18 protein-coding genes are annotated in these 17,962 nt (G+C 37.6%); 3 read left to right on the top strand and 15 right to left on the bottom strand.

Features of this window, described 5'->3' with window-relative positions; translation table 11 throughout:
* Positions 1 to 32: 32 nt before the first annotated feature.
* Complete coding sequence (locus ACFSQP_RS05615; protein ID WP_376892431.1) at positions 33 to 410, top strand: hypothetical protein; 378 nt, start codon at positions 33 to 35, stop codon at positions 408 to 410.
* Between the two features lie 5 nt (positions 411 to 415).
* On the opposite strand, the gene ACFSQP_RS05610 is transcribed toward ACFSQP_RS05615, so the two are convergent.
* On the bottom strand, positions 416 to 1,372 hold the full coding sequence (locus ACFSQP_RS05610; RefSeq protein WP_376892430.1) for an endonuclease/exonuclease/phosphatase family protein: 957 nt from the start codon (positions 1,370 to 1,372) through the stop codon (positions 416 to 418).
* 84 nt (positions 1,373 to 1,456) lie between these two features.
* On the opposite strand from ACFSQP_RS05610, the gene hflX reads away from it, so the two are divergent.
* Together hflX and ACFSQP_RS05600 are read left to right on the top strand one after the other, a co-directional pair.
* Positions 1,457 to 2,668, top strand: coding sequence for a GTPase HflX (hflX, locus tag ACFSQP_RS05605; protein ID WP_376892429.1), 1,212 nt, complete (start codon positions 1,457 to 1,459; stop codon positions 2,666 to 2,668).
* A gap of 62 nt (positions 2,669 to 2,730) precedes the next feature.
* Positions 2,731 to 4,986, top strand: a complete 2,256-nt coding sequence (locus ACFSQP_RS05600; protein ID WP_376892428.1) for a penicillin-binding protein 1A — start codon at positions 2,731 to 2,733, stop codon at positions 4,984 to 4,986.
* A gap of 240 nt (positions 4,987 to 5,226) precedes the next feature.
* Here the strand turns inward: ACFSQP_RS05600 and ACFSQP_RS05595 are convergent, their stop codons facing one another.
* From ACFSQP_RS05595 to ACFSQP_RS05530, 14 genes are all read right to left on the bottom strand, one after another.
* Positions 5,227 to 6,168: a DUF3078 domain-containing protein gene (locus ACFSQP_RS05595; protein ID WP_376892427.1), complete on the bottom strand. Its 942-nt coding sequence runs from the start codon at positions 6,166 to 6,168 to the stop codon at positions 5,227 to 5,229.
* A gap of 43 nt (positions 6,169 to 6,211) precedes the next feature.
* A complete protein-coding gene (locus tag ACFSQP_RS05590) occupies positions 6,212 to 6,718 on the bottom strand; it encodes a DUF2480 family protein (RefSeq protein ID WP_376892426.1) in 507 nt (168 codons plus the stop codon).
* A gap of 16 nt (positions 6,719 to 6,734) precedes the next feature.
* Positions 6,735 to 7,058, bottom strand: coding sequence for a DUF59 domain-containing protein (locus ACFSQP_RS05585; RefSeq protein ID WP_376892425.1), 324 nt, complete (start codon positions 7,056 to 7,058; stop codon positions 6,735 to 6,737).
* A gap of 109 nt (positions 7,059 to 7,167) precedes the next feature.
* Positions 7,168 to 7,590, bottom strand: a complete 423-nt coding sequence (locus ACFSQP_RS05580) for a SufE family protein (protein WP_376892424.1) — start codon at positions 7,588 to 7,590, stop codon at positions 7,168 to 7,170.
* A 53-nt stretch (positions 7,591 to 7,643) separates the two neighbouring features.
* On the bottom strand, positions 7,644 to 8,429 hold the full coding sequence (locus ACFSQP_RS05575; RefSeq protein ID WP_376892423.1) for an META domain-containing protein: 786 nt from the start codon (positions 8,427 to 8,429) through the stop codon (positions 7,644 to 7,646).
* Between the two features lie 72 nt (positions 8,430 to 8,501).
* Entirely contained in the window at positions 8,502 to 9,716 is a 1,215-nt protein-coding gene (locus ACFSQP_RS05570; RefSeq protein WP_376893189.1) for an aminotransferase class V-fold PLP-dependent enzyme, read from the bottom strand.
* Positions 9,717 to 9,816: 100 nt separating this feature from the next.
* A complete protein-coding gene (sufD, locus tag ACFSQP_RS05565; protein ID WP_376892422.1) occupies positions 9,817 to 11,130 on the bottom strand; it encodes a Fe-S cluster assembly protein SufD in 1,314 nt (437 codons plus the stop codon).
* Between the two features lie 113 nt (positions 11,131 to 11,243).
* Positions 11,244 to 11,996: a Fe-S cluster assembly ATPase SufC gene (gene sufC / locus ACFSQP_RS05560; RefSeq protein WP_376892421.1), complete on the bottom strand. Its 753-nt coding sequence runs from the start codon at positions 11,994 to 11,996 to the stop codon at positions 11,244 to 11,246.
* 1 nt (position 11,997) lies between these two features.
* A complete protein-coding gene (locus tag ACFSQP_RS05555; protein ID WP_376892420.1) occupies positions 11,998 to 12,429 on the bottom strand; it encodes a hypothetical protein in 432 nt (143 codons plus the stop codon).
* Positions 12,430 to 12,486: 57 nt separating this feature from the next.
* Positions 12,487 to 13,932: a Fe-S cluster assembly protein SufB gene (gene sufB, locus ACFSQP_RS05550; protein WP_376892419.1), complete on the bottom strand. Its 1,446-nt coding sequence runs from the start codon at positions 13,930 to 13,932 to the stop codon at positions 12,487 to 12,489.
* A gap of 319 nt (positions 13,933 to 14,251) precedes the next feature.
* Positions 14,252 to 14,581 carry a HesB/IscA family protein gene (locus ACFSQP_RS05545; RefSeq protein ID WP_376892418.1) on the bottom strand — a complete coding sequence of 110 codons (330 nt, stop codon included), beginning with the start codon at positions 14,579 to 14,581 and terminating at the stop codon, positions 14,252 to 14,254.
* A 198-nt stretch (positions 14,582 to 14,779) separates the two neighbouring features.
* Entirely contained in the window at positions 14,780 to 15,850 is a 1,071-nt protein-coding gene (locus ACFSQP_RS05540) for a cytochrome-c peroxidase (protein ID WP_376892417.1), read from the bottom strand.
* A 12-nt stretch (positions 15,851 to 15,862) separates the two neighbouring features.
* Complete coding sequence (locus tag ACFSQP_RS05535) at positions 15,863 to 16,633, bottom strand: MbnP family protein (RefSeq protein WP_376892416.1); 771 nt, start codon at positions 16,631 to 16,633, stop codon at positions 15,863 to 15,865.
* Positions 16,630 to 17,958 carry a hypothetical protein gene (locus tag ACFSQP_RS05530; RefSeq protein WP_376892415.1) on the bottom strand — a complete coding sequence of 443 codons (1,329 nt, stop codon included), beginning with the start codon at positions 17,956 to 17,958 and terminating at the stop codon, positions 16,630 to 16,632. The genes ACFSQP_RS05535 and ACFSQP_RS05530 overlap by 4 nt, the downstream gene beginning before the upstream one ends.
* Between the last annotated feature and the right edge of the window lie 4 nt (positions 17,959 to 17,962).

Raw genomic sequence — 17,962 nt, 5'->3', positions numbered from 1 at the left:
CGGAGCTTTTGTTTTTATATCCCAGTTAGCACATGAGCATTTTCGATTCGCTTTATTACACCGTATTAAAGTATTACAAAGGCAAAAAAAGCAAAAAGGCGCACCAAATTGCCTCTTATTACATATCCATTCTGCAAGTAGCAATTTTGTTGCTGCTAGGCATGTTTTTCGCTGGTTTTTTTAGCCAGATGCACGTAAATACCTTATCCCAAGACCAAGTGTGGGTGTTATTTATTATGGCTATCGTTTTTATATTTTTCAAAAACTGGATACAGTACGCAGGTAAAAAACGCATGGTTTTAAATGCCAAAATGATTAATAAAAAATCTAAAAACACACCAATTTGCCTTTTGTGGTTGCTTCCTGTGGCATGTATTCTACTGGCAGTTATATTGTGGCAGGCTGTATAATTGTTTTATAAATTAAGCTTAATAAACACAGGAAAATGATCGCTATAACCACCCATGTACTTGTAGCCACTATAGGTTGGTAATGGCGCCTTTTTATGGGGACCGTGTTCTGCCTTTAAAAAAGCTGCATTAAAAATACCCGCTTCCTTAAATTTAAGCGAACTTTCAGAGCCTGTTAAAAAGGCTGGCGATAACAAAACCTGATCGAATAGATGCCAACGTTTTTGGTTGTAATAACTGCCTTGCCTATAGGAGTAAAGTAATTTAAAGGGATTATGTAAGTGGTGCGCTTCTAATAAGGCATACATGCTTTTGCAATGTGGGTCGTCATTAAAATCGCCCATCACAATTACAAAAGGATGCCTATGCGTTTCTTTAATCCTATTAATAATATGGCAAACACTTTTGGCTGCTGCCATTCGGTTTGGCTCGGTTTGTGGGGCGCCATCGCGTCTGGACGGCCAGTGGTTTACCAATATGGAAATAGGCTGCCCTTTTAAAAGTCCAGATACCAATAGAATATCGCGTGTGTTACGTTTTGACTGTGCCACCAAAGGCAGTTTAACCGGAACAGACTCCCATTTGGTAACAGTAAAATCGGCTTGGTTGTATACAAATGCAACATCCATTCCGCGGGTGTCTTCGGAGTTAAAATGAATACAGTTATACGGTGTATTTTTTAGTGCAGGCGTGTTCAATAAATCCGTTACAACCTGTTCGTTTTCTACCTCTGCTAGTCCTATTATAGATGGCAAATTATTGGTTTGGTTAACTCCAATTTTCGAAATAGCAAAACCCAGATTTGTGAGCTTTTTAAAATACCGTTTTTGGCTCCAAGGTCTTTCAGAAAACGGCAAATAGCTGCGCGCTTCGCCGGTAGTTGGATGGTGGCTACTAAACAAATTTTCAACGTTATAGAAGGCAATGGTATAGGTTGCTGTATGTGGCAAAGCGTTTTCCATTTGGTATCGTAATTTTAGGGTTTGGGTTAAAAATATACAAATAAATGTGTGCGCAATTGATTAACTTTGTGCTTTATAAAATTTATGATAGAAAAGATAGACATTACGCACGAACGTGCCGTACTAATTGGAGTAATTACTAAAAGTCAGGACGAAGACAAATCTGAAGAATATTTAGACGAGTTGGAATTTCTTACCTATACAGCTGGTGGCGAAGTATTAAAGCGTTTTACCCAAAAAATGGATATGCCCAATCCAAAAACTTTTATAGGAAAGGGTAAAATGGAGGAGGTACGCCAGTTTATTCAAGAAAACAATATAGGAACAGCTATTTTTGACGACGAATTATCGGCAGCTCAAGAGCGAAATATTAGTAAAATTCTTGAGTGTAAAGTACTAGACCGAACAAACTTAATTCTGGATATTTTTGCGCAGCGCGCTCAAACTAGCTATGCCCGGACCCAAGTAGAATTGGCCCAATGCGAATACCTTTTGCCGCGTTTAAAAGGTATGTGGACTCACCTAGAGCGCCAAAAAGGTGGTATTGGTATGCGCGGTCCTGGTGAAACAGAAATTGAAACAGACAGACGTATTGTGCGCGATAAAATAGCCTTGTTAAAAGACAAAATTAAAACCATAGACAAGCAAATGGCCGTGCAACGTGGTAACCGTGGTAAAATGGTTAGAGTAGCACTGGTTGGGTATACAAACGTAGGTAAGTCCACACTCATGAATACAATTAGCAAAAGTGATGTTTTTGCCGAAAACAAACTTTTTGCCACCCTAGATACGACGGTACGAAAAGTAGTAATACAGAATTTACCCTTTTTACTAACCGATACCGTTGGGTTTATTAGAAAGTTGCCAACCCAGTTGGTGGACAGCTTTAAAAGTACGCTAGATGAAGTGCGCGAAGCCGATTTGTTATTGCACGTGGTAGATATTTCGCACCCTAATTTTGAGGAACACATAGAATCTGTTAACAAGGTTTTAGGCGAAATAGGATGCGCTAATAAAGAAACCATAATGGTTTTTAACAAAATAGACGCCTACAAACCAGAGCCTTACGACGAAACAGATTTAGAAGTAGAGCGTACCGAGGCGCATTATAGTTTGGAAGAATGGAAAAAAACATGGATGCATCGCGTAGGTAACAACGCTTTATTTATTTCGGCCTTAAATAAGCGCAATTTAAACGAATTTAAAAAGCGCGTGTACGATGAAGTCCGTAATATTCACATTACCCGGTTCCCGTACAATCACTTTTTATACCCAGATTTTGATGAAGAAGAATAAGTAGCCCTACATAAGTTCTGAATAAATAACATAAAACCCTTGAGTGGGCGTTTATGTAATACATGAAACAGATTCAATATATATTTAAACATAAATGGCTAAAATGGTTGTTGTTTGTAATAACAACAATCATTTTGTGTTTTACAGCACTGTTTTTAAGCGTGTATTTTGGACTATTTGGTAAAGTGCCAACGCAGGCCAATTTAATAGTTTTAAAACAAGCGGAGGCAACGCAAGTATTGGATCAGGACAACTATTTAATTGGTAAATATTATATTTTTGATAGACAACCGCTGCCTTACGAAGCATTTCCTAAACACCTAATTAATGCCTTGGTAGCTACAGAAGATGTGCGTTTTTACCAACATAAGGGAATAGACTACGTTAGTTTGGTCCGGGTTTTTTTTAAAAGTATTTTACTTCAAAACGAATCGGCTGGCGGCGGTAGCACCATTACCCTGCAGTTAGCAAAAAACTTGTTTGGCCGACAAGACTATCCTGTATTTAGTATAGTTATAAACAAGTTTAAAGAAGCCATTGTAGCCAAACGGATGGAACAGGTATATTCCAAACAAGACATCCTAACACAGTATTTAAATACGGTTCCTTTTCCAGATAACACCTATGGTATTGAAAGTGCTGCACAAAAGTTTTTTAACAAATCGGCTACACAACTAACTATTGCAGAGGCAGCAACCCTGGTGGGCACATTAAAAGCGACGTCTTATTACAACCCCCGGAAATGGCCGGAAAGAACAATGGGAAGACGCGATGTTGTTATTAATCAGATGGTAAAATATGGCTATCTGGAGCAACCCAAAGCCGCGGCATTAAAAACAGAAGCACTTAATTTAAATTACCGCTCTTTTAATCATGATTTAGGGTTGGCTCCCTATTTTAGGGAACAGGTTAAACAACAGGTTCAACTTGTTTTAAAAAATTATAAAAAACCCGATGGCGATTCCTACAACATTTATACCGATGGTTTAAAAGTACATACCACCCTAAATAGCCAAATGCAAACTATGGCTGAAGAAGCCATGAAGGCACACATGGCCAAATTACAAGTAGCTTTCGAAGCATCTTATGGTAAAAACGCACCATGGCAATCCAACAAACCTGCATTTAAAAAAGCCTTGCAAGGGGTAGCAGAATATCAGCGTTTAAAAAAAGCAGGGTTTTCCGAACAAGCTATAAACGACTCATTAGCGGTAAAAAAAGGAATAACTATTTTTTCATGGCAAGGAGATAGCACTGCGCTGTTTTCAGTAAAAGATAGTTTGCAGCATTATCTGAAACTTTTAAATACGGGTATGTTATCCATCAACCCAAAAACGGGTGCCATCCTAACCTACATTGGTGGTATTGATTATCGGCATTTTAAATATGACCGTGTATGGCAAAGTGAACGCCAAGTTGGTTCAACTTTTAAACCATTTGTGTATACAGCTGCTATTGAAAACGGCATAAAACCTTGTTCGTATTACGCTATAGACGCCGTAACCTATACCAACTATAAAAATTGGACACCAACCAACGCTGGCCAAGATCCCGATGAAAAAACAAATACTAATTACAACCTAGAAAAAGCGTTAAGTCATTCTGTAAATACCATTGCTGTAAAGGTTTTAAATGATGTAGGTATTTCTAAAGTACACGAGTTGGTGCAAAAAATGGGTATTACTAAAACCTTGCCATCAGAACCTTCTTTAGCTTTAGGCGTTGCCGAAATAAGTTTGAAAGAATTAATAGGCGCTTACGCTAGCTACGTAAATAATGGCTATGGTGTAAAGCCATATATGATTACGAAAATTGAAGATAAAAACGGGAATATTATAGCTGATTTTGAACCTGAAAGACAAGCCAAACAAGCCTTTAGCGATTATACCCGACAGGTTTTATTAGAAATGATGCAAGAAACGGTTAATAGTGGTACCGCTTCACGACTACGAACCACTTATAATTTAACAAACGCTATAGCTGGAAAAACAGGAACCACACAAGACAACAAAGACGGGTGGTTTGTAGCCATTACACCCCAGTTGGTTACTATTACTTGGGTTGGGAATGATAACTATAACATTGGTTTTAAAACCACAGCTTTAGGGCAAGGCGCTAATTCGGCATTGCCCATGTTTGCACGTTTTTACCAAAAACTAAATGCAGATGCCGCATTTAACGCCATTACTAAAAGCACTTTTGAAACGCCAAGTAATGACGTTTTAAACGATTTAGATTGTAAATTGGAAAAGGAAGATGGCTTCTTTAAAAAATTGTTTAAAAGGCGGAAAAAAGAAGCAAAATTTAAAGGGGATTAAAATAACACGAATATGGCTTATAGGTAGAATGGCCATTGGTTAATGCTGTATTCTTTCCTAATCTTTTTATGCTGTTGTTGTGTTAAAACGTGCTATGCTATATAAAAGAAGCGCATTAATAAGGGGCTTCTCAAATAATTTTAAAGCGCTTATTCCAAATATTTCTAGAAAAAATAGGAACCATAAAAAAGAGGTTGTAAAAATCTTTAACAACCTCTTTTTTATCTGTGCCTCTAACGCTTAAAATGAGTAGCTCATACCCAAGGTATAATATACTTGTAAATCGTTATTTACGTTATTAAAATCTGGCTCTGGAGCTGTATTATTTGTTATACCAGACCATTTATTGAACGCATAATTTACGGCTTCTTGTTTGTTATCTCTTAAACCAACTTCAAAACCTAATCCAATTCCTTTCCATAGCTTGTAACTAACCGCGTTTATCCAGGTCCAGTTTGATAAATTGTTATCTTCATAACTAATAAAGGCTGATAGGTTAGAACTTACCTTAAGCTTACCAAAACTACGCCCATAATTAGCCACTACTTTTGCACCCAAAGATGAATCGAAAATAGCATCGTCTTCAGCAAATACAAAGTTGTAGTTTAAGGGGTGCATAACCACTACTAAATTAGAAACCGGTGTCCAAGTTAATCCAATACCAACATCTAAATAACCTGGTTCGTTAAAATTGTTTATCAAAGTGGTGCGGTATTCGGCAAGGGTTGAGGCCGCCCAATTATCGGCTATGTTAAAACCCAGTAAGGAGGTTATATTAAAAACATCATTGGCCTCCCTAAACTTACTTTTGTCGGTAGGGTTGTCTTTATCGTCAAATTTTACCCAGCTTAAGTTAATATTACCTGTATTATACCAAAAGTATTTTTCTCTGTCTAATTTGGCATAAGGGTTTACGGTAACCGTTATATTACCCGAAGCATTATTGGGTGTTCCTTGCCCATACCAATTATTAAATTCAGAAAAACTAGCGCCTATAGTACCGAAAGCTCCAAATTTCCAACCAGGAAATGTATTAATTTGTTTTTGTAGGGCATCTGCCTCCTTTTGTAAAGCCTTTGCTGCAGCTTCTTTTTCTTCTTTTTGCTTAATTAACTCCTCTTTACTTTGAGCAAAAGTTGCTGTAGCAATAACGAGCAAACAAATGGTAAAAATTTTCTTCATACTAGTACGTGTAATTTGTATTTAAATTAAAGCTACAAAAATACTATTTTCTTTTAAATAAGGGCACGCTAGAACAGGCCTCTCCAAATAAAATAGATTTTGCTACAGGCTTTAACTTATTGGTAATCATAAGGTAGGCGTTTACGGGTACTGGTTTTTTAGAACACCCTTTTACAATAACAGGTTTGTCTGTAAAAGGCGAGACATCTAAACGTTCGATAATATCCTGATACAGTATGGTTTCCAAATGTTCCAAGTTGCCTAAAACAGTTTTTTTAGCAACCGATTCCAAAGAAATGCTAATGAGCATGTAAGCCCATGCAGGAATAATGGCATCTGTAGAGCAGTAAATTGCCACATACGCGTCTTTGTACTGCTGCCAATTGTGTTCTTTAACAAAGGCTCTGAAGTCTTTTTCACGCAGTACAATGCCTTCAAATAACCAAGGCGCTATATCCAAAGTCATTCGTTTACCAGTAGGGTAGTAGTCTTCAAGATCAAGTGTAACAAGTTTGGAATTTGCTACGCGATTAATAATCGTGTCTGCCATAGGTGCGCATTTTAAGTTATAGCATACCAAGTTCAAGTTTGGCTTCTTCGCTCATTAAATCTTGGCTCCAAGGTGGGTCGAAGGTAATTTCTACTTCGGCCGATTTTACCATGTCTATAGATTTCACCTTTTCTTCAACCTCTAGAGGTAATGTTTCGGCTACAGGACAATTTGGTGTTGTTAGCGTCATTAGTATTTTTACATCGCAGTCTTCATTTACAAAAACATCGTATATTAAACCGAGTTCGTAAATATCGACTGGAATTTCTGGGTCGTAAATAGTTTTAATAACGCGAACTATTTTTTCGCCTAAAGCTGTGGTATCTATTTCTGTACTCATAATTTTTAATTTTAAACCCAAAAAATGGGTTGTTTTTAAAGGCTATTTAAGGGTATTCGTACTGTTTTAAGCACGTATTTAGAGATTGTACTTACTTAAAAGCAGTTTGTTAATTTACTTGCGTTTTTAAGGCAATGGCGTACATTTTTAGTTGCTTAATCATGCTTACCAAGCCATTGGCTCGGGTTGGCGATAAATGATCTTTTAAACCTATAGCATCAATAAAAGTGGTATCGGCTTCTATTATATCTTGTGGTTTTTGGTTGGAAAAAGCTCTTATTAAAATAGCAATAATTCCTTTTGTAATAATGGCATCGCTATCGGCTGTAAATACAATACGGTTGTCTACCAAATTGGCATGAACCCAAACTTTACTTTGGCACCCTTTAATTAAATTGTCGTCGGTTTTATATTGAGATTCAATTAGAGGAAGTGTTTTTCCTAAATCAATCATATATTGGTAGCGTTCTTCCCAATCTTCAAACATCGAAAATTCTTCAACTATATCGTTTTGTATATCTTTAATTTGCATGGTTTTATTTTTCTACAAAAATACAATAACTATAGAAGCTAATCAATTAATTCCTAGTTTTCAGTATAGGCAATTAGGGCCGAAACGAGCGCCTTTATGGCATGCGGCGGCTTATTATGATCAAAAGTAACTGTGCTATATTGTTGGTTATTTTGGTTAATGGTTAAGGTAGCTCCTGGTGCGCCGTCGTACTGATGGGCCGTGGAAGGGGCGTTTAAGGTTGGTAATTCTGGTACATTTATTTGTTCCAGTAAGTTATTTAAAGTTGTGTAGGCCGTTTCCGTGAGTTCTTTTGTAACGGCTGGTTTGTTTCTGTCTGTTTGGTAAGTAATAGTTTTATTTTGGTAACTAACAGTTAAAAAGTACCCGCGCGATATGGCCGTGTAAGTAGCCTTAATTGTATGGTTTTTTTTCATGGTTTGCTCGGTATTTTTATGTAGTGTTACCAACTTTTCACCTTGCTTATTGTATAGTGTAACGGTGTCCAGATTTACGATAAAACTAGCAGTTTCCTCCAAATGTTTTAGTACCTGTTGCTCTATGTTATTTAGCTCTGGTTGGCACAATTTACGTGTGGTTGCCAAAGCTCCAAATGTTAGAGATTCGTTATGTAATGTATAACTACCTGTAAACCTATTACACCCCGAAAATCCAGAAACAGTACGTGTTGCGGAATTAAATGTTAGGCTTAAAGGTTGGTTTAATAGCTTGTTGTTGTTCTGGTTGCTTATGGTGTAAGTTCCAGTTAAGCTGTCCTTTTGAGACATCGCTGCCGTTTGTTTGTTTGTACCACAAGCCAAAAAAAATAGGTTTATGATAAGTAAACTTAAATATTTCATGATAGTTTTTTTTAATTAGGTTGCAAAAAGGAAGCCAAACCAGCCAAATAAAACACTAATTTTTTCTGTGCCTTAAGACAACATCATCTTGGCTTTTTTAACACCCGCTACCAAGGCGTCTACTTCTTTTTTGGTGTTGTAAAAAGCAAACGAAGCTCTAACAGTTCCTGGTATTTGGTAAAAGTTCATGATGGGCTGCGCACAATGATGTCCTGTGCGTACGGCAATTCCCATTTTGTCTAAAAGCGTGCCTATGTCGTAGGGGTGAATACCTTTAATATTGAAAGAGATAACCGAGGTTTTTTCTTTAGCAGTACCGTATATTTTTAAACCGTCAATAGCTTGTAATTCGGTTGTTGCGTATGTTAAAAGTTCGTGTTCGTAGGCAGCAATTTCAGAAAACCCAATGCGATTCATATAATTTATGGCGGCGCCAAATGCAATCCCGCCACAAATATTGGGTGTTCCAGCTTCAAATTTATGCGGTAAATCGGCATACGTACTTTTCTGGAAAGTTACTTCTGAAATCATTTCGCCACCACCTTGGTAAGGCGGTAATTTGGATAGCCATTTTTCCTTTCCGTAAAGCATGCCAACACCTGTTGGACCGCACATTTTATGAGCAGAAACCACGTAAAAATCAACGTCTAATGCTTGCATATCGGCTTTTAAATGCGGACAAGCCTGTGCGCCGTCCACTAAAACAGCAGCACCAACCTTATGCGCTTTATTTATAATGTATTCAATAGGGTTTATGGTACCCAAGGCATTAGAAATATGATTAACAAAAACAAGTTTGGTTTTTTCCGACAGTAACGCCTCGTAATCGGTTAGGAGTAGTTCGCCCTCGGTATTCATAGGAATAACTTTTAGGGTGGCACCTGTTTTTTGACACAGCATTTGCCATGGTACAATATTGCTATGATGTTCTAAAGCAGACACTAAAACTTCGTCTCCCTTTTGTAGTATGTTAGTAAAACCACTGGCTACTAAATTAATGCCATGTGTGGTTCCTGCTGTCATGATAATTTCATGAGCATGTTTGGCGTTAAAATGTTTTTGAATAATGTGTCGCGCTTCTTCATACTTATCTGTAGCCTCTTGGCTTAAAGTATGCACGCCCCGATGTATATTAGCGTTGTAATTAGCGTAGTAATCTACAATAACATCTATTACCTGTTGCGGTGTTTGCGAGGTAGCGGCATTATCCAGATAAACTAAAGGTTTGCCATTAACTTGGCGGTTTAGTATGGGAAAATCTTGTCTTATTTTTTCGGCATTCAACATAATGTCTTGGTAATAATGGCTGTTTTGTTTCAAAATAGAGCTATCCGATTTTCCTTTTTACCGCCAATAGCTTTTAACAAGGCTATTGGCTGGGTAAAAATTATAAATCGAAACCAATATTAACGCCTAATTTTTTGGCAATAATATTAGTTATTCGTTGTTTAATTTCAGGAATTTTAACGGAGCTTAAAACGTTATTGCTAAAGGCAAACATTAACAAGGCTTTGGCTTCCTTTTCTGGTATGCCTCTGGAACGCATGTAAAACATAGCGCTTTCGTCTAGCTGGCCAATGGTACAGCCATGGGAACATTTTACATCGTCTGCAAAAATTTCTAATTGTGGCTTGGTATTTATACTAGCTTTGTCGCTAATTAAAATATTGTTGTTGGCTTGAAATGCATTGGTTTTTTGCGCTTCTTTATTAACGAGTACTTTACCGTTGAAAACGCCGGTAGCATTATCGGCAAAAATACCTTTATAATCCTGGTGGCTCTCGCAATTTGGCTCAATATGGTGTACCAACGTATTGTGATCCACATGTTGCTTGTCGCCTATAATAGTTACTCCTTTAAGGGTGGAATCTATACGCTCGCCATTTTGGTAAAAGTTCAGGTTGTTTCTGGTTAGTTTGCCACCAAAGGAAAAGGTGTGTACAGCGGCATGACTTTCGCGCTTCTGATTAATAAAAGTGTTGTCTATTAAAGAAGCTTGCGCATGGTCATTTTGGATTTTATAATAATCTACAATGGCGCGTTTGTTGGCAAAAATTTCTGTAACGCTGTTAGTTAACACCGGATTATCTGTTAAGCTTTGGTGTCGTTCTATAATTTGTACATGCGAATTTTCATCGACCACAATTAAATTGCGGGGCTGTAACATTAGGCTAGATTCGTTTCCTGTAGCAAAATGAATAATTTGAATGGGTTTCGCTACTAATTTGTTTTTAGGAATATGAATATAGGCACCTTCTTGCGAAAAAGCGGTATTTAGCGCCGTTAAGCTATCTTTATTAGCTATTTTATTGAAGTAATTTTCAATAATTAAACGGTATTTAGGTTTGTTTAAAGCCGAGGACATTAGGCATACGTCTATACCTTCGTGCGTAGTTTCAGATAAATAAGAGGAATACTTACCGTCCACAAAAACTATTTTATAGGTATCTATATCGTGAATAAAATACTTTTTTACATCCTGGTAATCTATTGTGGTTTCTTGCTTTGGAAACACACTATAATTGTGTTTTAAAACATTTTTTAAGGATGTGTATTTCCATGCTTCGTCTTTTTTTCCAGGGAAACCCACGGTTTCAAACGTTTTTATGGCTTCGGTTCTAATGTCATGTACTGGCGAGTCGATATCTAATCGGTCTTCCAGGGCCATAAATGCGGATACTAATTTATCTTTTAATTCCATGTGTGTTCGTTTTCTATAGCCCATGTAATGGTGCCTTGCAGGTTTAAAAATGGGGGTATTATATTTTTAATTGTGCAAAGTCGATAGGTTTACAGCTAGGCTGGGTGTTATAGTTAGGCGTTTACGGACTCTTTAATCCAATCGTAGCCTTTTTCTTCAAGTTCGTGCGCCAGTTCTTTGCCGCCCGTTTTAACAATACGCCCATTATGCAATACATGCACAAAATCGGGAACGATATAATCCAATAAGCGCTGGTAGTGCGTAATAACAATTACAGAATTATCTTTGCTTTTTAGTTTGTTCACACCATTGGCAACAATACGCAGGGCATCAATATCCAATCCAGAATCTGTTTCATCCAGAATTGCTAATTTTGGTTCTAACATGGCCATTTGAAAAATTTCATTTCGCTTTTTTTCACCACCAGAAAACCCTTCGTTTAAAGAACGTGATAAAAATTTGCGATCTATTTCTAATAATTCGGCTTTTTCGCGAATCATTTTTAGCATTTCGTTGGCAGGCATGTCTTCCAGGCCTTTAGATTTTCGCGTTTCGTTTATAGCGGTTTTTATAAAATTAGTAACCGATACGCCAGGAATTTCTACTGGGTACTGGAATGATAAAAACACACCTTTGTGCGCGCGCTCTTCGGCAGCCAGTTCGTCTATAATTTCGTTTTCTAGCGAAATGGAGCCTTCGGTAACTTCGTATTCTTCTTTACCAGCAATAACAGAGGCTAATGTACTTTTACCTGAACCATTTGGGCCCATAATGGCGTGTACTTCACCTGGTTTTACTTCTAGGTTTATACCTTTTAATATTGCTTTGTCGTTAACACTTGCGTGTAAGTTGTTTATTTTTAACATGTTATTTGGATTCCAGTTTAACTACATTATTGGTTTCAGGATTAGGTGCTGAAACGCTTAAAATTTCTTTTATTTCAATTCGAAAAGGCCAGCCTTCTTCATTTTCAGGTTTTGGTTTAAGATGTCCCCTTACAGATACCGTAACATAATCTGTGGCTTCTTTTTTAAAAGCTTCTGCCATGGTGTTTAGTTCGGTCATTTTGTTGTTGGCAATAACACCATAAATATCTTGTTTGGTTTGTAAAACCGCTGCATCGGCATAGTAAATAAAATCACCGTTAAAAAGGGTTAATCCGTCTGGTGTTTTGCCAGCTTGGTTGCCGCTATCTAAAATAATTTTATCGGTAGCCTGGAGGTCTGTTGTTTGGGTTTTGTCATTTTTACAAGCCGTAAAGACCAGTGCAATAATAAAAAAGAATGCTAAGTGTTTCATAGTGTTTAAATTGGGTAAAAAGAGGGTGTTTTTGCCTAATTAATGGTTTGCATTTTATTAACCTACGGAACCTTCTAAACTAATTTCCAGAAGTTTTTGGGCTTCTACAGCAAACTCCATGGGTAATTTATTTAATACTTCTTTACTAAAACCATTTACAATAAGGGCAATAGCTTTTTCGGTGTCGATACCGCGCGAGTTACAATAAAATATTTGATCTTCACCAATTTTACTGGTTGTTGCCTCGTGTTCTATTATGGCCGATTTATTTTTGGCTTCAATGTACGGGAAGGTATGAGCGCCACACTCGTTGCCCATTAACAAACTATCGCATTGCGAAAAGTTTCGGGCATTTTTAGCGCGCGCCCCTATTTGTACTAAACCTCTGTATGAGTTTTGCGATTTACCAGCTGAAATACCTTTTGAAATGATAGTAGATTTGGTGTTGTTGCCTAAATGAATCATTTTGGTTCCCGTGTCTGCTTGCTGAAAATTATTGGTCACGGCAATAGAGTAAAATTCGCCAACAGAATTGTCTCCTTTTAATACACAACTTGGGTATTTCCAAGTTATAGCTGAACCTGTTTCTACTTGAGTCCAAGAAATTTTTGCATTTTTCTCGCAAAGTCCTCGCTTGGTTACAAAGTTGTAAACACCGCCTTTACCTTCGGCATTACCTGGGTACCAGTTTTGAACTGTAGAATATTTTATTTCGGCATCGTCCAAAGCAATTAGTTCTACTACGGCAGCGTGCAGTTGGTTTTCGTCTCTGCTTGGAGCGGTACAACCTTCAAGGTAACTTACATAACTACCTTCGTCTGCAATTACTAATGTTCTTTCAAATTGACCTGTGCCTGCTTGATTTATGCGAAAATAAGTTGACAGTTCCATAGGGCATTTTACACCTTTTGGAATATAGCAAAACGAGCCATCGCTAAATACAGCAGAATTTAATGCCGCATAAAAATTGTCTTTTTGCGGTACAACAGATCCAATGTATTTTTTAACCAAATCTGGATGTTTTTGGATAGCCTCGGAAATACTCATGAAAATAATACCTTTTTCGCCCAAGGTTTTTTTGAAGGTTGTGGCTACCGAAACCGAATCTACAACCACATCCATGGCTACATTGGCAAGTTTTTTTTGTTCGTCTATAGAAATACCCAACTTTTTGAAGGTTTCTAAAAGCTCGGGATCTACCTCATCCAAACTATTGTATTTTGGCTTGCTGTTAGGTGCTGAATAGTACGAAATATCCTGGAATTTAGGTTTTTCGTAAGTTACGTTAGCCCATTCTGGTTCTTCCATTTGTTCCCAAATACGGTAGGCTTGTAAGCGCCATTCTGTCATCCACTCGGGTTCCTCTTTGCGTTTGGAAATGGCCCGAACCACTTCTTCATTTAAGCCGTTTGGAAAGGTATCGGACTCTATATCTGTATAAAAACCGTATTCGTATTCTTTGGTTTTTAGTTCTTCTCTTAAATCGTCTTCAGTATACTTCATTGATTCACAGTTTAGTATTCATACTTAAAAAGAGGTTAGGCTTTGCTAACTTGCCCTCTTTGAAAGGTATTCTTAAATAAATAATTCAAAAAACGGGTAGTAAGTATGGTTGTTTAACCGTTTTACTACCAGTTTTCAAATTTTAAAATCTCCTTTTATAAATTTAGTAAGAGATTTTTCTGGGTGTTAGCCATAGTTTAGTTTTTTCTGTAACCACTGCAATGAAACCCAGAGGTGCTTTTATTGGTTTTAGCAGTTTGTACGCTAATGCCCTCATTTTAGCTTTTTCCCACACTTGTGGGCCTTGGTTTTGTAATTGTTAAAGCGAAAACGATTCGCCACAACCACAAGTTCTGTTGGCATTTGGATTGTTAAAAACGAATCCAGTACCGTTTAAACCACCAGAATATTCCAGTGTTGTACCAATTAAATATAAAAAGCTTTTTTTATCGATAATGATGCGCACACCATTGTCTTCAAAAACTTTATCGCCATCTGCTTGGCTGTTGTCAAATTTTAAATCATAGGACAAACCCGAGCATCCGCCGCTTTTAACTGCTACACGAACGTAATCGGTGTTGGCGTTAAAACCATCTTCAGCCATAAGCTCAATTACTTTCTTTTTTGCTGTTTCAGATACTTTTATCATAATTTAAATTAGATTTGCTCTAAATAGTCCTGCAAATATACAACATAAAGCAAGCATTACCATATATGCTAATATGATATTAATATATGCTACTATAAATATTTGTTATACTTGTATTGTGAAAACTTTTTGTGGTTATAAGGTACTGAAAATATACATATTATAACTTATTTTACCACATATTTTAGACTTTATTTTTTAATTAGTATAGTCTGGATTGGTAAGAAAAGACGGGTCTGAAAGTGTTAATAGAAAAGCTTTTAAATCGGCTTTATCCTGCTCTGAAAGTTGAACGCCGCCTTGTGCTACTTTCTTCATTAACGGATCGATGGTTGGCGAGTTTTGCAAGCCTTCGCTGTAATGATTAATAACTTCGTCCAGCGTGGTAAAACGGCCATCGTGCATAAAAGGTGCGGTGTAGGCTAAATTTCTTAAGGAAGGCGACTTAAATTTACCGTTGTCCGCAGGATCGCCTGTTACGGCGCCCAAACCTAAATCTGTAAATGTGGCATCTAGGCCATTGTTGTGGAAGTTGTTATTAGTCCATAAAGGATTATTGGGGTTACCATGGCAATGGAAACAATCGCCCCTGTCTTCATCCATAAAAACTTGTAAGCCATTTTCTTCTTGTGGGGTTAAGGTTGCTTGACCAAGCAGGTATTTGTCGAATTTTGAATTAGCCGAAATTAAGGTTCGTTCAAACTGCGCAATGGCTTTAGTAACAAGGCGACGGTTTATGGGATTGTCTCCAAAGGCTGCCGAAAATAGGGCGGGGTATTCTGGATGGTTTCTTAATCGGGTTATAACATCCTGCCAGTTACTGCCCATTTCTTTTGGATTCTGAACGGGTTGGATAGCTTGATGTTCTAAACTAAAAGACCTGCCATCCCAGAAAAATTTTTCATCGTAATTCCATGCTAAATTAAATAAAGGCATGGAGTTTCTGTTGCCAGTTAACCCGTTTACACCAGTGCTAAAACGTGCATTATCGGAAAACGCTGCCTCTGGACTATGGCATGATGCGCAGGATACGGTATTGTTTACCGATAATATGGGGTCGAAAAATAATTTTTTCCCGAGAGCAACGCCCTCAACTGTTTGCGGATTGTCAATGGGAATTACCGGATTTATAATTAATTGCTCAAAAAGCGGCGGAATATTTAGTGGTAACGGTGTTGGTTGATTTACATAGGACTCCGTGTCGTCCTTACTACATGCTAAAATGAGGAAACAAAAAACTAGGAAAAAGGTGTTATTTATTTTTGGCATGAGATTGGGTTTTTATGGGGTATTGGTTCCTAAAGAAAAAACACTTTGCACATTGGCTTGCATCATTTTTTGTGCTTGATAATTTGGCATTAAATTAGTATCTAAATTGTTTAAGTTCCACGTATTTGGGTTTTTAAAAAATTCAGCTAAATTCATGTTAACGGAAATGAGGCCACTGTTTGTAATAGTTATTGGTGTGTTAAGCGTTATTTCTGCAAAATTTTGTTCAAAGACACCAGCGCTAACCCGTGCGGTGCCGTTGTGAAAATTATATGGTTTAGCCATGGTATTTACATTATACATACCGTCCATTTGTAAAAAGTGGTATCCGCCACCAAGCATGGCTGGCCAATTCCAAGAAGCACTGTTTAATTCTGGATAGGCTCCATCCAAATTGGTGTCGGCATTAAAGCCCCAGATAAATTTTAAGGTGTAACGCCCCTTGGGGATGCTATTGCTTTGTGGTGTAAAATTATAGCTTTCGGGGGTACTTAAATCGGTGAATTTATAACCATCAAAATTATAAGTTGTGCCGTTTTCGTGAATTAACTGAAATCCAGATATCAGATAACGCAAGCGTGTAATCGTCATAGTTTCGCCATGTGCATTGGTAAAAATACTGTTATTAATACTGCTGTTGGTAACTAAAACATCGTCCCAGTTATGTGTAAACTGAAACGTAATTGCAACGGGTGCTTTGCCCGGATCCAGATTATCATCCTGATCGGTGCTACAGGAAAGTAGTAGGACTGCGATACATGTTATGGTTAAAATATGTTTCATTGTAATTGTAAAATTAATAAATCTGAAAATCCTTTGTTTTCTGGAATGTCGCCATCGGAGCTGCTGGACTGGCCAACAGCAATAATCGTATTATTATCTAGTTGTACGGCGCTTGAAAACGAATCTATTTCCGAGCCACCAACACTAATTTGTTTTTGAATGTTGCCATTTCCATCTACTTGAAGTAGCCAGGCATCATTCTGTCCTTTGTTTTGGGTTAAATTGCCATTGGCGCTGCGCGAATTACCTGCCAAAATATAGTTATTATTTAATCCTTTGGAAATGGATTTGCCGGCATCAAAATTACTGCCACCAAAAGTTTTTTCCCAAATAAGATTACCGTCCAAGTTTATGTTTATCAACCATAAATCGGCTGCACCTAAATTATTAGAAACCTGGTTGTCGCTGCTTCGGGTGTCGCCAATTACAAAGAAACTATTATTATTTACGGCCAAAATACCTCTAGCTTCGTCTATTTGTGTACCGCCAAAATTTTTTTCCCACACAATACTGCCTGTTTCAGAAATGCGTACAATCCAGAAATCGTATGTACCAATATTGTTGTTTATATCTACATCGTCGCTATCAGATGAGCCTATTAGAATATAACCGCCATCGGCTAATTTAACGGCATCGTATGGTGTGTCTGTAAAACTACCACCGTAATATTTACTCCATTCAATAGTTCCTTGGTTGTCTAACTTTAACACCCAATAATCGCCGCCTGCATGACGTTGGTTTGCTTGCTTTGTATTGCCTGCGCCACCCGATGCTGTAACGTCTAAAACGCCAGTTATAAAATAGCCGCCATCTGGCGTTTGCATAACAGATTTGCCTAAATCGGCACCAATATACCCGTAGGATTTTTGCCAAAGTAGGTTGCCTAAATTGTCTAGTTTTGCCAGCCAGTAATCTTGTGCGCCAGCGTTTAGGCTAACATCACCATCGTTACTCGTGCTATAACCTAAAATAGCAAAACCACCATCTTGGGTTTCAATTATATGCTCACCACGATCGTCACCAGAGCCCCCATAAGTTTTGGACCATTGTAAAGTGTGGTTGCTTGCGTATTTTAACACCCAATAATCGTAACTATCATTTTGTTTGTGGCTAACATCGCCATCGGAACTTTGTGTAAAGCCTAAAATAGCGTAACCACCATCGGATGTTTTTACAACCGACTGTGCGCTGTCATTTTTAGAACCGCCCTTGGTGACAACTGTTTTACTAACGTAGCCTGAATTTGGTCCATCAGTAATTTCTGTATCTTTAGAACAGGTAACCAATAGGAGGCATAACAGGAGGCAAGCAAGTTGAGTTTTCAAGGCT

The sequence above is a fragment of the Bizionia sediminis genome, assembly GCF_042684585.1.
GTDB lineage: Bacteria > Bacteroidota > Bacteroidia > Flavobacteriales > Flavobacteriaceae > Algorimicrobium > Algorimicrobium sediminis.
The sequence above is the reverse complement of the archived record's forward strand: the minus strand, read 5'-3'. Positions and strand labels throughout refer to the sequence as shown.

What these genes read in the sequence shown, in the direction of transcription:
- sufB (WP_376892419.1), bottom strand. Translation starts at nt 13,932, where the DNA reads ATGAAGTATACTGAAGACGATTTAAGAGAAGAACTAAAAACCAAAGAA.
- ACFSQP_RS05590 (WP_376892426.1), bottom strand. Translation starts at nt 6,718, where the DNA reads ATGGCAGACACGATTATTAATCGCGTAGCAAATTCCAAACTTGTTACA.
- ACFSQP_RS05585 (WP_376892425.1), bottom strand. Translation starts at nt 7,058, where the DNA reads ATGAGTACAGAAATAGATACCACAGCTTTAGGCGAAAAAATAGTTCGC.
- ACFSQP_RS05600 (WP_376892428.1), top strand. Translation starts at nt 2,731, where the DNA reads ATGAAACAGATTCAATATATATTTAAACATAAATGGCTAAAATGGTTG.
- sufD (WP_376892422.1), bottom strand. Translation starts at nt 11,130, where the DNA reads ATGGAATTAAAAGATAAATTAGTATCCGCATTTATGGCCCTGGAAGAC.
- ACFSQP_RS05615 (WP_376892431.1), top strand. Translation starts at nt 33, where the DNA reads ATGAGCATTTTCGATTCGCTTTATTACACCGTATTAAAGTATTACAAA.
- ACFSQP_RS05535 (WP_376892416.1), bottom strand. Translation starts at nt 16,633, where the DNA reads ATGAAACATATTTTAACCATAACATGTATCGCAGTCCTACTACTTTCC.
- ACFSQP_RS05570 (WP_376893189.1), bottom strand. Translation starts at nt 9,716, where the DNA reads ATGTTGAATGCCGAAAAAATAAGACAAGATTTTCCCATACTAAACCGC.
- ACFSQP_RS05545 (WP_376892418.1), bottom strand. Translation starts at nt 14,581, where the DNA reads ATGATAAAAGTATCTGAAACAGCAAAAAAGAAAGTAATTGAGCTTATG.
- ACFSQP_RS05575 (WP_376892423.1), bottom strand. Translation starts at nt 8,429, where the DNA reads ATGAAATATTTAAGTTTACTTATCATAAACCTATTTTTTTTGGCTTGT.
- ACFSQP_RS05555 (WP_376892420.1), bottom strand. Translation starts at nt 12,429, where the DNA reads ATGAAACACTTAGCATTCTTTTTTATTATTGCACTGGTCTTTACGGCT.
- sufC (WP_376892421.1), bottom strand. Translation starts at nt 11,996, where the DNA reads ATGTTAAAAATAAACAACTTACACGCAAGTGTTAACGACAAAGCAATA.
- ACFSQP_RS05610 (WP_376892430.1), bottom strand. Translation starts at nt 1,372, where the DNA reads ATGGAAAACGCTTTGCCACATACAGCAACCTATACCATTGCCTTCTAT.
- ACFSQP_RS05595 (WP_376892427.1), bottom strand. Translation starts at nt 6,168, where the DNA reads ATGAAGAAAATTTTTACCATTTGTTTGCTCGTTATTGCTACAGCAACT.
- ACFSQP_RS05580 (WP_376892424.1), bottom strand. Translation starts at nt 7,590, where the DNA reads ATGCAAATTAAAGATATACAAAACGATATAGTTGAAGAATTTTCGATG.
- hflX (WP_376892429.1), top strand. Translation starts at nt 1,457, where the DNA reads ATGATAGAAAAGATAGACATTACGCACGAACGTGCCGTACTAATTGGA.
- ACFSQP_RS05540 (WP_376892417.1), bottom strand. Translation starts at nt 15,850, where the DNA reads ATGCCAAAAATAAATAACACCTTTTTCCTAGTTTTTTGTTTCCTCATT.